Here is a 13,807-nt window from a genome sequence, read left to right on the forward strand (position 1 = left end):
AGCGCCACTTTCCGTTACACTATGTTGCTTTGAAGGCGTCACTTTAAAGGCGTCATTTTAGTGATGTCATTATATCGGCGTCTTTTTTTAAGCGGCCTCGTTTTGTAGGCTGCTCTTTTTATTTTGCCTTCATCAATAGCTTCCTGTTTCTTAGAGGTGTCTTTTGGCCGATGCACTGAATGCCTGGTGGGCTCAACAGCTCGTACTGTGTGATTGGGCCTTTACGCCACATCCGCTGTCGGTGGATGCGGGAGCGGCCGAACAGCGCCTGCTACAGCTGGGAATTGCACACCGTGGCGAATTGGCTGATCAGCTCTTTTTTGCGCTGGATGCCCCAGCCAGTGAAGCCGACCGACTACTGGGAGCGCTAGAGTGGGCGGCGCTAGCGGGCGCGGCAGGCTGGCTAACACAATCCCAGGCGCAAACATGGGCGCATCACATCACGCGCCGAATTACGTCTGATTACAGCGACTTGCGGGCGTGGCTTTCCGACCTGCGTCGAGCGCTGGGTGTGAAAGGGTGGGAAACCGGTGCTGATGATCGCTTTATTGATGCCTGCCAAGCGTTAGCGGATTTAGAAAGTGAAGGTGAAGGCATTACGTGGCAAGCCCTTGAAGCCGCATTGGCGCGCTTGCCCAGCCCAGAGGCGCTATGGCCACCGCTCCCATCAGCGCAGCCATGGCGCTTATGTGCACTATTTCGCTCAGTGCTCAGCTATCCGGCAAGCGCTGCTGACTGGCCAGATGCCCCGCAGTGGCTAGCGCGTATCTGGCAAGTTCACGATCGTGATCAGTTGCTTGAAGTGATGCTATGGTTAAGTGCCCAGGGTGAGCGTCAGAACTGGGATATCGAAGCTCGTGAGCTACTCACCATGGATCATGCTCAGCGCCAGGAGTGGCAGCGGAGTGCTGTTGCAGATGCACCCTATGCGCCGGTACTGACCACGTTTGTCAGCCAAGGCGAGCCACTGGAGTGGGCTGCCTGGGACTGGCTACGACTGGTAGAGTTAGCGTGGGCGGGGGCTTGCTGTGGTTGGTTGAGCCAAGTCGAGGCCGATGATCTCGCCGCGCATGCCGCTGACTTGATAAATCGGCGCTACCACGATTGGTACGCAGTGTTGAAAGCCTACATGCGTGGCCAAAGTCTGTTTGAAGGGGTCGATCGGCGGGGTATGACGCCCAGTAAACGGCATAAGTTGCTCATGCAAGCACCTCATAGTCCGTGGAAATGTCAGTTGAGTTTGCTGTTAGATGAGACAACGCTGAGCGCATCCCGAGAGCGTATTAAACAGTGGAGAAATACATCGCATCATTGGTTGCTGGCCCTGGCTAGCGTGAGAGAGCCTGATGTGATGCTACGTCAATTGAATCCATCAGCACCGATTTCTGAGCAACGTCGAGCTGATGCGGCGGTTTATCTTCAGGATTCGTTAGATCTGCATGCTGACGAGGGGCATCCAGCGCTAGCGCGTTACTGGTTGCCTGCTCAAGCGCACCATCTTAATCAGCTTGCCGCCGATGCTGTGCACGGCGTTATGCCACCTTCTCAAACACCTTTTGGTCAGCCGACACCTGACGAGCTAAAACAGCGTAATGCGGTAAAAGGCGTTAGCCGTCATGCCGCCACTATTCATATGGCAGAGAAGTTCGCGTTCTACCTGCATATGGCGCTAGATAGCAGCCTGTTTGAGCGTGAGCCGCTAATGACACATGCCAGCGCGCTGCGCAGCTGCCTGTGCCGCTTTTATGCCACCCCAAAGCGCTTATTAGAAGCATGGTTTGCCTGGGAGAGCTGTCTACCAGAGCCAGAGCACGACTCGCTTATTAACGAAATTGCCTGGCATTTAGAAGATCCCGGTAGCCTTTTTCATTGGTTGAATTGGCGTTCTGATGCCTGGTGTGAACCTGGCGAAAGGCCAACGCTAAGTCACTTCACCGCTATGTCGCTGGTTGGGCCGCTCAATAGCGCTGTGTGGAGTGAACCCCAAGTGGAAAGCCCCAGAGAGTGCGCCGATATCCGTGAGTGGGTGGAGAGTCATTACCATTTAACCAGTGCTGGCGATATGCAAGAATTTTTGAGCTTCATGCTCGAGTCTGGGGATCGTCAGGAGTACCAGATTAACTATGCGCCCTACACCCTGAACCCTGAACGCTTAGACGCCGAAATTGCAATTCTAGAGTCGGGGGAGTGCGCTGAAGAGGAGCGCCATCACTTGCTACGCTTGCACCGGGTGCAAAGCAATGAAGATGGCTGCAACGATGTGGATATGGCTGCCTGGGATATTGCTCAGCTCGTCGATCTCGCGATTGCCGCGCGCCAGCTTGGTTGGTTAGACCGGCAAGCTTTTGCTGACATATTGGATCGCGCTTATAAGCTGGCGGCTGATCATTATTCCGGCTGGCAAGAGTATTCCGCAGGAATGTACGCCGGTTTTTCGTTTTTTATGGGTGAAACACCTGAGCGAGAAAGTTTTTTGGCTGGATTTCGACAAGCGTTAGTCGCGTGGTTGTGTGGTGCCCCCATATTGGCTGGGCCTTGGGCGAGCCTTGATTTTCCTGGCAATAAACCACGTCACTTTGCTCCGCTGCATATCGATACATTACCGGGCGACCAGCGAGTATTACATTGAGGCTCGCCAAACATAGGGGAATTAGCTTATAGTCTTGGTTCGAAAAAGGTGAGTTATTTCATACGTTATTTCCATTAAACATTTTTAATATTAAGAGGTTAGCCGCATGGTTGCGTTGCCACACCCCGCTGTGACCGCTGTCCGTGTTGTAAGTGTTTGTGCTGCAGTCGCTATTTTAACTGGTTGTGCAGGCTCTGCCTCAGGCCAGAGCATGGAGCCACCCGAGGATTATTTCTCAATGGCGCTGCCGGGATTGGCAAAAGGTGAAAGCCTCGCCATGTCCCCGGTCAGTAACGCCACTGGCCAACTGCGTAGCCTTCAGACGCCGCCACCTACGATCATTCGTCAAGCGCTTTTAGAACAGCATCAGCGATGGGCGGGGACGCCGTACCGAATTGGTGGTACCTCGAAACAAGGCATTGATTGTTCTGCTTTGGTAAGAAATGTTTTCCGTGACTCGTTTAATTTAGAGTTGCCACGCACCACGTATGATCAAGTAAATGAGGGACGCCCGATCGACCGCCAAGAGCTGCAGGCGGGCGATCTGGTTTTCTTCCGCCCTCCAGGCCAATATAACCATGTGGGTATTTATGTAGGGGATGGTCGTTTTTTACATGCATCCTCTTCCAGAGGGGTGATGATTTCCCGTTTGGATAACAGCTACTGGCAGCGCTACTATTGGCAGTCTCGACGCGCGCTAGAGCCGACCAATCTTGCTCAGCTGAGCAGCCGCTATACGCCGTAAACGTTTGCGATCAGCTTCGCATAATATGGACATCGCATGATCCAGGCCAGAACGCGCGCCTGGTGGCGCGCCACAGCGGCCCTATGCTTAGGGTCGTTTCTTGTTTTTATCAATCTGTATGTTCCGCAACCGCTGCTGCCTGGGCTGAAAGACACCTATGGAGTCTCGACTTTAGGTGTTAGCTTTTTGATGTCCGCATCCACGCTTTCCCTTGCCTTTTCGTTACTTGTGTTTGGACCCCTTTCTGATGCGATTGGCCGTGAGGCTATTATGCGCATCACGTTGCTAATCGCAGGCGGTCTTTCCCTCGCGCTAGCGTTTGCACCTACGTTCGAAAGCTTATTGCTGCTGCGTTTACTGCAGGGTTTTGTGCTGGGAGGATTGCCAGCCGTTGCGATTGCTTGGATGGGCGATGAGTTTGAAAAGCCCGCCTTGCTGAGCGCGGTCGGCTTATACATTGGTGCCAATTCATTGGGGGGCATTAGTGGTCGAATTGTAGGCGGTGGAGCAGCAGACTTAGGTGGCCCCTCGGCGGCGTTTATAGCCGTAGGAATGATGACGGTGGTGGGGTGCGCGGTTTTTTGGCGGTTGTTGCCCAATAGTCGAGCTTTTACCCCCAAGCGTTTCAAGTTACGCCAAGCGCTCGGAGACCTGCTCGGGCATCTGCGCGCGCCGGTACTGTTGGCGGCTTATTGCTTGGGCGGAATTAACTTCCTAATTTTTATCAATCAGTACAGCTATATTACGTTTCGCTTGGCTGGTGAACCTTATCAATTAGCGGCGAGCAGCTTGGGGTTGATCTTCCTGACATATCTGGGTGGTACGTTTGGCTCTACGCTATCAGGCCGATTAGCAGGACGTTTTTCACCCGCGAGCTGTATGAGTGTTGGCATCGTTATTTTGATGTTAGGCACGGCGGTGACGCTGGCCAACTCTCTGTGGATGATTGTCGTTGGCCTAACCATTAACGCGTTTGGGTTTTTCTTGGCACATTCATTGGCCTCTAGCTGGGTGGGCCGCTATGCCCAAGGTGCAAGGGGCAGTGCCTCGGCGCTTTACTTGGTATTTTACTACCTGGGGGCAAGTGTTGGCGGGTTTTGGTTAGAGCCATTTTGGCGCTGGGCGCAGTGGCAGGGCGTCGCGGTGGGGTCTTGGTTACTGCTTGGTATTACGTTGGCCATTAGCGTTGGTTTATGGCGTTTCGAGCGTCGTGACCATTGCTAACGTGCCTTGTGCTAAATGAAGGCGTTGCGTACACAATCGCTCTAACAGCGCCGTGTCATGGCTGATGACTAACACGCCAAGGTGGTGTTGGTCGGCAACTTTTCGCACTGCCCGCCATAGTTCCAATTGGGTGATAGGGTCGAGCATGGTCGAGATTTCATCAGCAATTAGATAGCGCACACCGGGGGCTAACGCCCGTAATACGCATACCCGCTGTAATTCTCCGCCAGATAAAGCGCTTGGCAAGCGAGATAACCAATCAGGTTGAATGCCAAAGTCCTGCATCAATGACTCGGAAGGATGCCATGCTTCGCAGAGCAGTTTCTTTACTCGCCAACGTGGGTTGACGGCCAACTCAGGTGACTGTGGTAACCACTGTACCGGCCGCAGTCCTTGAGAGGGCAATGGTTTGCTGTCGATGCAAATCTCGCCTTGTTGCGGTTGCAGTAAACCCGCCAAGAGTTTGCCCAGCGTAGACTTGCCCATCCCTGAGTCACCGCTTAACCCCAGCCATTCACCTCGTTCAAGCTGTAGCGAAAGTTGCGAGAATAGCGGTGTTTGTGAACGGAAGCCAAAGCTGATTTTTCGTGCATCAAGCAATTCTTGTCTCCTTTATTGTCTCCTTCGGTAGGACGGTGACGTTAGTATGGGCAGTACGCTTGCTGTCATTCTTGTTGACACTCTCGTTGTCATTCTCAATGGCAATCGCATCACTTTCAAAGGCGTTGTCGGGCAAGGCGTTCCATAGCGCTCTGGCATAGGCGCTTTTAAGCTGTTCCCCATGACCTCGAAAGGCACTCGCGTAGGTGGTTTCAATGCATTGCCCTTGACGCAATATTGTTACGTGGTCGGAAATAGGTAACGCATGACGCAAGTCATGGGTAATTAGCATGACCGCTTTCCCCTCTAGTGCGAGCGCCTTAATGGAAGCCAATACACGGTCGCGCTGTTGAGGGTCCAGGCCTACGCTTGGTTCGTCGGCAATTATCAGGCTGGCGTTACCTATCCGTGCCATAGCGGCTAAAACGCGCCTCGCCATACCGCCTGAAAGCTGGTGAGGGTAAGCCCGGTGGGCGTGTTGATCGAGCTGATAATGATTTAATGCGTGCTCCGCACTGTGCCAAGCAACCGTTTTGCTTTGCCCTGCTCGGCGAGCTGCCCAGCTTACTTGGCGCTGGCTGCTAACGAGCGGGTCTAGGGCATTCAGTGATTGCGGAATAAGAGCTAACTGACGGCCTCTTAGCTGTCGTTGGCGCTCAGTGGTCAACGGTGCTTTTTTAAAAAAAAGCTGACCGCTGATTCTGGCACCTTCAGGCAGTAATCCCATAATTGCGGAGGCTAGCAGGCTTTTGCCTGCTCCGGATGCGCCGATCACCGCGTGTATTTCACCGGGTTGTATGCTTAACGAAAGGTTATCAAGGCAGGTAATCCATTCTCTTTGGAACCAGCGCCTGTAGTAGGGCAGTTGCAGCGTAAGGTTTTCTATATGCAGCATGCTAACGTTCTCCCGCTATAGAGCGCGACGTAATTGTGCCGCTAAACGATCAATAGATAGCACCATTAGCAGTAAACCCAGGCCTGGGAATACTCCTAGCCACCAAAAGCCCCCGGTTAAGTACCGCATCGCATCAGCGAGCAATACCCCAATAGCGGGCTGAGTGGGGTCTAAACCCACGCCTAGAAAAGTGAGCGCGGCTTCATGCAAAATGGCGTGGGGAAACAGCAGCAGCGCGCCAACCATGCACTGGGGTAATACGTGAGGGAGTAAGTGATGTACCAGAATAAAACGACGGCTTTTTCCAAGTGCTCGAGAAATAGCGACATAGGGAACATGGCGTAGAGAAAAGAGTTCCGCCCGCAGTATCCTGGCCAAGCTAGGCCAGTGAGTAACCGCCACTGCAATAATCACCGCTTGTGTGCCGCCGCCTAAAGCAAAGGCTACCAGCAGTAGTAATATCAGGTGCGGTACGCTGAGTAACGTGTCAATCAGTAAACTGACAAGCGCATCTAAGGTGGTTGAAAGCGTGGCAAGCGTCGCTAACGTTAGTGCAATCAGTGTGCCGAGCAGGGCAGCGCTTAGCCCAACCCAGAAGCTGATCCTTAGCCCCGCCAGGGTTCGCGCCCATAGCTCACGACCCAGCGCATCGGTGCCTAGCCAGTGGCTGGCACTCGGTGGCATCAGGCGAGCGTCAAACTGCATTTGTGCTGCGCTACTACCTGCCCACCATGGGCTGCTCATCAACACAACTAACAGGATGAGCAAAAGGCTAATGTAGCCAGTTGCCGCTAAGCGTGGCTGTGCCACTCTCATGGTTGTTCCTGCGTCATGCGCGGGTCGATAAGTGGATGCAGGCTATCTGCGATTAGGTTACCGACACTTACAAATAACGCGGTAAACAGCGCTATTCCAAGCAGTAAGGGAACATCGCTGCGCAGCCCCGCTTCAACGGTAGCTTGTCCAAGCCCAGGGTAGGCAAATACCTGTTCAATTAATATGGAACCGCCAAATAACTCACCCAGCGAAGCGAAGGCCAGTGTTAGCGCGGGAAGGCTGGCATGGCGTAGACCATGACGCCAAGCGATATCTGAGCGGCTGGCGCCTTGGGCAAAGGCGTGAAGGGCAATCTCGGAGTTCATCAGCACTCTCATGCGTGCGCGGGTATGAAGGGTGATCGTGGCAATGCCCAGCAGGGCCAGTGTTATCACCGGCAGTGCTAAGTGGTGTAATCGAGTCAGCGTGCTGACGTCTTGGTTTAAAACGCCCACAGGTCCGGCGCAGCAGGTCGGTGTCCAGCCGAGGTGGACGGAGAACAGCAACACGGCCAGTATCCCTAACCAAAAAGCAGGCGTTGAGGCCGTTACATAGGCGTAGCCACTAATCAGCCGGTCAAGCAGTGAGCCTTCTTTAGCGCCCGCGATAACGCCCAGCGCAAAGCCGACAAGCAAGGAGAGTAGCCAAGCGCTGCCCAGCAAGATAAAAGAGCGTTGGAAACGCTGGCTGATAATTTCGCTAACCGGTTGATTGTAGATGTGGCTCCAACCTAACTCACCAGTTAGCAGTTGGCTGAGCCAATGACTAAATTGAACGGCAGGCGAGGCGTCAAAGCTCCATCTTTCGGCGATCAGAGCGCGCTGTTCGGGGCTTACCTGTGCCATTTGTGGACCAAGATAGGCATCCACAGGATCAATGGGTGAGAGCATGACTAATCCAAACGACACTGCTGCAACGCACAGCAATACCAGCGCAAGCTTTATTAGGCGACTTGCCAGTAGCCAGATCAATCGCACGTCCAGCGCCATTCAAGCAGATTGGCAGTAATCGGCCAGCCGTGGCCGTGGGGAGCAACGCCTAACTCCCCAAGATCCAGGCAGGTGTTGGCTGCATAGACATGGGCTAGGTTAACCATCCATGCCCAGCTAGCATCGCCTCTAAATCCATAGCCTGTATTGCCGTCCCACTGGGCGGCTTGCCAGTGATGATTAGCGTCTTCTGCCCCTGAAGCTGCTTGAGCGGCCTCTAAATGGCTATCCACCGTCGCGTTTGAGTATAAACCACTGTTATAAAAACCAAACCCCGCGTGCTGGCTATGAAACAGGTAGTACACTTCTTGCGGGCTGTGACTGCCAAAGCCGAACACAATGGCGTCTTGGTGCAATGCTTCACGCTGTATTTCGTCCCAGTGACGGCTTGTTGGCTGCATTTCAATGCCCAAGGGGCGCACCATTTCGGCGCTTACCTGAGCAAGCAATTGGCGAGTGGTGTCGCTGGCAGGGTAGGTTAAGCGAAAGCGTGCGGGCTGGTCGTTTTTGTAGCGCAGCCCGTCATTGCGGCGCTTCCAGCCTGCAGCATCAAGTATTGCATTGGCGCGTTCACTATCAGGTGATGCAAAAGCTTCATCATCCAGGCTCCAGGGCATCCCATCTGCAGGGCCAAACGCGGGACGTCCAAAGCCATTTAAAGCGACGTTAACGAGGGTGCTTCGGTCTAGGGCTAAGTTAATGGCTTGCCGTATCGCGCGATCTGCGGTGACGTTGTTGCCGATAGGAGCACCGGATGAAGCGAGCTCCCCTGTGACAGGCTGCATGGGAAACAAAATACCACGATTATCAACACTCTCCATTACGATTCGCTTCATGTGACTAGGCAGGTTGGTGGCTAGCGCTGGTGGCACGGCAGCAAGGTCGAGTTGCCCGGCATGGGCCGCGCTTAACGTAGACGCCTCTGTGGTAAACAGGAACACCAACCGCTCAAAGGTTGGCAAGGGGCCATGGAAATAAGGATTCCGCTCAACGATCAGCTGCTCGCCTTCCTGCCACTCAATTAGCCGATAAGGGCCTGAGCCAAGCGGCTGTCTGCCATAACCTTCTCGATAACCATGTGTTCTGCTAGCGTTAGGAACAATGCCAAGCGTCATCAGTTGATCGAGAAAGGTAATGCGCGGCACGCTTAAAGTGAGTTCCACTGTTGTGTTATCGAGGACGTTTGCTTTATTCAGTGCGCTTAAATCGGCCCGACCGCCAGCTTGCTTTGCGGCATTAAACGTGTAAGCAACATCCTCAGCAGTTAGCGGTGTGCCGTCGCTAAAGCGGGCATCGTCGCGAAGGGTAAGTGTCCAGGTGAGTCGGTCTGCTGACAGCGTCCACGCGGTAGCCAAGCCTGCTTCTGGGGTGAGATCACGTCCACGGGTCAGTAGCGTCGATTGAAAAAGCGGGCTACCGTACTGGCCCCAGCCAAGTAGAGGGTCGAATCCCTGTTCGGGTTCGCCGCCGATTGCCAAAATCAATTGCTCTTTGCTGAGGGCGGGGGAGCTAAACGCTATGCAAGTAGCCGCCAGACCCAGTAAGAAAATGCGGCGCATTAGCCCCCCCTTAGATTACCTGTATGATGTTTTTACAATAACATCATACTTTCAGGGCGGGAAGACGCTGCAGTGCCACGCTGTCGGGGGAGTTAAGGAGAGAGTATGCAACGGATAACGGTAACGCTGGATGAGGAACTGGTGAGCGAGGTCGATGCATTAATGCATGCACGCGGCTACCAAAACCGCTCAGAGGCGATTCGTGATTTAACCCGCAGTGGGCTAAAACAGGCCAATGAAGAGGTTGCGCCAGAAGCACTTTGCATGGGAGCGCTAGTCTACGTGTACGATCACGCAGCGCGAGACTTATCAAAACGCTTAACCCGACACTCCCATGATCATCACGATCTAACGCTATCGACGCTTCATGTGCATATTAATCATGAAAGCTGTCTGGAAGTGGCGCTATTGAAGGGGCAGGGTCGTGCGTTAAAGCAGTTTTCCGACGAGGTGACATCGTCACGCAGCGTGCGCTATGGACAATTAGTGATTATTCCTGAGGAGTGAGGAGCGCCCATTAAAAAGGGCGGCTCTAGGCCGCCCTATAGACATACGTTAAGCAACTTAATGCTCTACGCCGCCTTCGCCGTGTACATGACCATGCTCGGCTTCTTCCTGGCTCGCTTCACGAACAGTCGCAATCTCAACATCGAAGTTGAGGTGCTGACCAGCCAGTGGGTGGTTGCCGTCAACCACGACCGTATCGCCTTCGACTTTCTTGACGGTCACCATCAGTGGGCCGCCTTGAGTCTGGGCTTGGAACTGCATGCCTGGCTCAATACTTTCAACACCTTGGAACGCATCGCGAGGTACTTCTTGCATCAGCTGTTCTTGAACTTCACCGTAGCCCTCTTCAGGGGTTACTTTCACGTTCAGCTTATCGCCTTCGGCACGGCCTTCGAGTTCTTTTTCCAGACCCGGAATAATGTTGCCGGCGCCGTGTAGATACGTCAGCGGCTCACGGCCTTCGGAACTGTCTAGCACTTCACCTGCATCGTTGGTCAGGGTGTAGTGGAACGCGACAACCGAGTTTTGCGCAATTTGCATTTAATAACCTTTCGGTGAGTGCATGTCCCAACATGGTAACGCGTGAGAGCTTACTTGTCAGGGGGTAAGCAGGCTTTTTCCATCTCCCACTCCTTTGGCGCTATTGCGCCAAGGGTTAACCGGGGATACCCTACGACAACCTCTTTTCCCCCTTAAGACAACATTCACTGGAGCTGGTTATGACGATCTTATTGATTTGGGTTATCGCCTTTTTGCTAATTGCTTACTTTGCGAACAAACGCTGGGACAGCAGTGTTAGCCCGGGGCTGGATAAAATGCTGCCAGAGGTATTAAAAACGCAGGGTGAAAACCGCTATTTATGGGTGGCTGCATTGGCTGTGATGGGTGCTACCACGTTAGTTCGCCCTGTTGACATCTTATTGGTTGTTATCCTGCTGGTCATTATCGGTTTAATTATCGCCAAGCTGGCAAACTGGGCGAGCAATAAAGCGACTCACTAAATCATACGTGGTTAGTCAGTGACGAAAGTGACGAAAATGCCCGGCCAAGGTTACTTGGCCGGGCATTTTCTATTACGGCGCTACCTACGTTATTTTGCGAGTAGCGCTTGGTAAGGCGTGCTTAATGAGGCGTGATTAGTAGGGAGCTACACTCAAGTTAGCGCCGCTACCGATCAGGCGAACACGTTGGCCAGCTTGATATTGACGGTCAGCGCTCTGAACCACGATGACGTCTGTGCCGTCATCGCGGCGAATTTCCATTTCTAACGCGTTAATGCGGTTTGCGCGGTCTTCCGCTGCGGTACCGGCAATCGCGCCACCTAATGCGCCCGCTACGGTTGCCAACTGACGACCAGAACCGCCACCAACTTGATTGCCCAGCAGACCGCCGATGACAGCACCGCCACCACCGCCTAGCAGGTTACCTGTACGGCTATCTGCCTGGATTTGTACGGGACGAACGGCCACCACGGTGCCATAAGCCACGCTTTGGCTTGTTTTTGCTTGATTGCCACGGTACACATCACCTGAATAAGGTGCAGTGTTGGCACAGCCCGCCAGAGTGAGAATGCTTAATGCGGCAATAGGTAGTAAACGTTTCATTGAAACCTCCAGTGTGTCTTGTCCCGCATGTCTGCTAAGCAGCAGCGGCGATAATCCGTAAGCTGGTTATAGAACAGCGTTCGCCAAAGATAACCTAAGCGACTAGATTTGACTAGCCATTAATAAGAAAGATCATGAACTAAAGTGTAGACAAGTATTAAGAAAGCAATGTGTAAAAGTGTGCACAATGCTTGATAGAGAGGGGGGAGAAAGAGAGAAAGAAGTGGAGAGAGGTGGAAAGACGCTATAAAAAAACAGGGAGCCTTAGCTCCCTGCTCGGTATTGCTAATTAGATGATTAGCCGAACTGGTTCATGGTGTTGTCTTTACCACCGGCTTTAAGTGCTGCATCGCCGTGGAAAAACTCTTTATGGTCGTCGCCAATGTTAGAGCCGGCCATGTCTTGGTGTCTTACAGTAGCGATACCTTGGCGAATTTCTTGGCGCTGTACGCCTGCAACGTAAGCAAGCATGCCTTCATCACCAAAGTAGCCTTTAGCCAAGTTATCTGTAGATAGCGCCGCTGTGTGGTAAGTGGGCAGTGTGATCAAGTGGTGGAAAATACCGGCTTCACGAGCGCCATCACGCTGGAAGTTACGTGTCCACTCATCTGCTAGCTGACCGAGATCAGTGTTGTCGTATTCAACACCCATTAGCTTGTCACGCTGGTAAGCGGACACATCTTTGCCTTCTTTTTCCCATGCATCAAATACTTGCTGACGGAAGTTCAGCGTCCAGTTAAACGACGGTGAGTTGTTGTAAACCAGCTTGGCATCGGGCACTACGTCGCGGATGCGGTTTACCATGCTAGCAATTTGGCCGACGTGAGGTTTCTCAGTCTCAATCCATAGCAGGTCAGCACCGTTTTGCAGGCTGGTGATGCAGTCAAGTATCACACGGTCTTCACCAGTACCCGGTTTGAACTGGTAGAGACCCGACGCTAAACGTTTCGGCTTAACCAGTTTGCCATTTTGCTTGATGACGACATCGCCGTTATTGATGTCGTTAGCATTTTCGATGACATCGCCATCTAAGAAGCTGTTGTACTGATCACCTAAATCGCCGGGTTCGTTAGTCACCGCGATTTTCTGGGTTAGGCCAGCGCCCAGCGAGTCGGTGCGCGCTACGATAACGCCGTCTTCGATACCAAGTTCTAGGAAGGCGTAGCGCACCGCATTGATTTTTGCCAGGAAGTCTTCGTGGGGAACTGTGACTTTACCATCTTGGTGGCCGCACTGTTTCTCATCAGAAACCTGGTTTTCAAGCTGGATGCAGCAAGCACCAGCCTGGATGAATTTTTTGGCAAGTAGGTAAGTCGCTTCAGCATTACCAAAGCCAGCATCGATATCAGCGATGATCGGTACTATGTGGGTCTCGTGGTTATCGATTTTGCTGATCAGTTCCTGCTCTTTGACGCTGTCGCCGGCCTCTTTAGCATCATCCAGCGCGCGGAACAGGTGGTTAAGTTCCCATGCATCGGCCTGCTTCAAAAAGGTGTAAAGCTCTTCAATTAGATCAGCAACGGATGTTTTTTCATGCATCGACTGATCGGGTAGTGGGCCAAATTCAGAGCGTAAAGCGGCTACCATCCAGCCTGATAGGTAGAGATAGCTGCGCTTAGTCGTGCCAAAGTGCTTCTTAATGGAAATCAGTTTTTGTTGACCAATAAAACCATGCCAGCACCCCAGAGACTGCGTGTACTTAGATGTATCGGCATCATAGGCCGCCATATCTTCACGCATAATTTTTGCCGTGTAGCGTGCAATATCCAAACCGGTGTGAAAACGGTTCTGAGCGCGCATGCGTGCAGCGTATTCAGGTTTGATGGCTTCCCATTTGCCGCCTTGAGCTTCGCGCAGTTGGGCCATTGCTTTGATATCGTCGAGCAGTCCTGACATAAGCTGTTTCCTCCAGGGTAATGATAGCTATTCGCAAGTTAGCTTATTCTTATGCTGCACCTGCGAAGATGTGTCCAGCATTATCGAAAATGGTTGCGCTGTCTCTACGCCAATTGTCTCTAAGCAAAAAGTCTCTTAATCAAACGTCGTAGATGGAGAGTGCTGGGTGCTGAGACGCTGATTAAAACATCAGGAACACCTTTTCCAGCTTGGCTATATTGAATGTTGTGCCATAACGCTGCGGTGCAATAACTATCAACGAGATTAACGCGTTCAACAATTGTCACTTGGGGGCAGAAGGGGTTGTAGCTCGACTACAGAAGCCTCGCAAAATGCTCTGTTT

General features: G+C 52.7%; 13 protein-coding genes. 5 read left to right on the plus strand and 8 right to left on the minus strand.

Annotation, left to right across the window (positions count from 1 at the left end):
* Positions 1-163 precede the first annotated feature (163 nt).
* The 3 genes from ELY33_RS03735 to ELY33_RS03745 all read left to right on the plus strand — a co-directional run bounded on the left by ELY33_RS03735 (position 164) and on the right by ELY33_RS03745 (position 4,598).
* The gene (locus ELY33_RS03735; RefSeq protein WP_126944137.1) at positions 164-2,629 is read left to right on the plus strand and encodes a DUF1266 domain-containing protein; all 2,466 of its coding nucleotides are present in this window, start codon (positions 164-166) and stop codon (positions 2,627-2,629) included.
* A gap of 106 nt (positions 2,630-2,735) precedes the next feature.
* Positions 2,736-3,374 carry a C40 family peptidase gene (locus ELY33_RS03740; RefSeq protein ID WP_126944140.1) on the plus strand — a complete coding sequence of 213 codons (639 nt, stop codon included), beginning with the start codon at positions 2,736-2,738 and terminating at the stop codon, positions 3,372-3,374.
* Positions 3,375-3,410: 36 nt separating this feature from the next.
* On the plus strand, positions 3,411-4,598 hold the full coding sequence (locus ELY33_RS03745; protein WP_126944143.1) for an MFS transporter: 1,188 nt from the start codon (positions 3,411-3,413) through the stop codon (positions 4,596-4,598).
* Here the strand turns inward: ELY33_RS03745 and ELY33_RS03750 are convergent.
* From ELY33_RS03750 to ELY33_RS03770, 5 genes are read right to left on the minus strand one after another with little or no spacing between them, the layout of a single operon-like run.
* Entirely contained in the window at positions 4,566-5,198 is a 633-nt protein-coding gene (locus ELY33_RS03750) for an ABC transporter ATP-binding protein (protein WP_126944146.1), read from the minus strand. The two genes, ELY33_RS03745 and ELY33_RS03750, sit on opposite strands and share 33 nt — an antisense overlap.
* Complete coding sequence (locus tag ELY33_RS03755; protein ID WP_126944149.1) at positions 5,191-6,093, minus strand: ATP-binding cassette domain-containing protein; 903 nt, start codon at positions 6,091-6,093, stop codon at positions 5,191-5,193. The genes ELY33_RS03750 and ELY33_RS03755 overlap by 8 nt, the downstream gene beginning before the upstream one ends.
* Before the next feature lie 15 nt (positions 6,094-6,108).
* A complete protein-coding gene (locus ELY33_RS03760) occupies positions 6,109-6,909 on the minus strand; it encodes an ABC transporter permease (RefSeq protein ID WP_126944152.1) in 801 nt (266 codons plus the stop codon).
* Complete coding sequence (locus ELY33_RS03765; protein WP_126944155.1) at positions 6,906-7,886, minus strand: ABC transporter permease; 981 nt, start codon at positions 7,884-7,886, stop codon at positions 6,906-6,908. Before ELY33_RS03765 ends, ELY33_RS03760 begins: the two co-directional genes overlap by 4 nt.
* Entirely contained in the window at positions 7,877-9,457 is a 1,581-nt protein-coding gene (locus ELY33_RS03770) for an ABC transporter substrate-binding protein (RefSeq protein WP_126944157.1), read from the minus strand. The genes ELY33_RS03765 and ELY33_RS03770 overlap by 10 nt, the downstream gene beginning before the upstream one ends.
* Before the next feature lie 105 nt (positions 9,458-9,562).
* On the opposite strand from ELY33_RS03770, the gene nikR reads away from it, so the two are divergent.
* Positions 9,563-9,964, plus strand: coding sequence for a nickel-responsive transcriptional regulator NikR (nikR, locus tag ELY33_RS03775; RefSeq protein WP_126944160.1), 402 nt, complete (start codon positions 9,563-9,565; stop codon positions 9,962-9,964).
* 57 nt (positions 9,965-10,021) lie between these two features.
* On the opposite strand, the gene ELY33_RS03780 is transcribed toward nikR, so the two are convergent.
* The gene (locus ELY33_RS03780) at positions 10,022-10,504 is read right to left on the minus strand and encodes an FKBP-type peptidyl-prolyl cis-trans isomerase (protein ID WP_126944163.1); all 483 of its coding nucleotides are present in this window, start codon (positions 10,502-10,504) and stop codon (positions 10,022-10,024) included.
* Between the two features lie 179 nt (positions 10,505-10,683).
* Here ELY33_RS03780 and ELY33_RS03785 point away from each other — a divergent pair, with 179 nt between their 5' ends.
* Positions 10,684-10,965, plus strand: a complete 282-nt coding sequence (locus tag ELY33_RS03785; protein ID WP_126944166.1) for a hypothetical protein — start codon at positions 10,684-10,686, stop codon at positions 10,963-10,965.
* A gap of 135 nt (positions 10,966-11,100) precedes the next feature.
* On the opposite strand, the gene ELY33_RS03790 is transcribed toward ELY33_RS03785, so the two are convergent.
* Positions 11,101-11,568, minus strand: coding sequence for an outer membrane lipoprotein (locus tag ELY33_RS03790; RefSeq protein WP_126944169.1), 468 nt, complete (start codon positions 11,566-11,568; stop codon positions 11,101-11,103).
* A 297-nt stretch (positions 11,569-11,865) separates the two neighbouring features.
* Positions 11,866-13,464 carry an isocitrate lyase gene (locus tag ELY33_RS03795; RefSeq protein ID WP_126944172.1) on the minus strand — a complete coding sequence of 533 codons (1,599 nt, stop codon included), beginning with the start codon at positions 13,462-13,464 and terminating at the stop codon, positions 11,866-11,868.
* Between the last annotated feature and the right edge of the window lie 343 nt (positions 13,465-13,807).

The sequence above is a fragment of the Vreelandella andesensis genome (assembly GCF_003989795.1).
In the GTDB taxonomy this organism is placed as follows: Bacteria; Pseudomonadota; Gammaproteobacteria; order Pseudomonadales; family Halomonadaceae; genus Vreelandella; species Vreelandella andesensis.

Bases quoted from the DNA above. Each gene is read 5' to 3' on its own strand.
- ELY33_RS03760 (WP_126944152.1), bottom strand. From the start codon at position 6,909: ATGAGAGTGGCACAGCCACGCTTAGCGGCAACTGGCTACATTAGCCTT.
- ELY33_RS03740 (WP_126944140.1), top strand. From the start codon at position 2,736: ATGGTTGCGTTGCCACACCCCGCTGTGACCGCTGTCCGTGTTGTAAGT.
- ELY33_RS03755 (WP_126944149.1), bottom strand. From the start codon at position 6,093: ATGCTGCATATAGAAAACCTTACGCTGCAACTGCCCTACTACAGGCGC.
- ELY33_RS03745 (WP_126944143.1), top strand. From the start codon at position 3,411: ATGATCCAGGCCAGAACGCGCGCCTGGTGGCGCGCCACAGCGGCCCTA.
- ELY33_RS03780 (WP_126944163.1), bottom strand. From the start codon at position 10,504: ATGCAAATTGCGCAAAACTCGGTTGTCGCGTTCCACTACACCCTGACC.
- ELY33_RS03795 (WP_126944172.1), bottom strand. From the start codon at position 13,464: ATGTCAGGACTGCTCGACGATATCAAAGCAATGGCCCAACTGCGCGAA.
- nikR (WP_126944160.1), top strand. From the start codon at position 9,563: ATGCAACGGATAACGGTAACGCTGGATGAGGAACTGGTGAGCGAGGTC.
- ELY33_RS03790 (WP_126944169.1), bottom strand. From the start codon at position 11,568: ATGAAACGTTTACTACCTATTGCCGCATTAAGCATTCTCACTCTGGCG.
- ELY33_RS03785 (WP_126944166.1), top strand. From the start codon at position 10,684: ATGACGATCTTATTGATTTGGGTTATCGCCTTTTTGCTAATTGCTTAC.
- ELY33_RS03770 (WP_126944157.1), bottom strand. From the start codon at position 9,457: ATGCGCCGCATTTTCTTACTGGGTCTGGCGGCTACTTGCATAGCGTTT.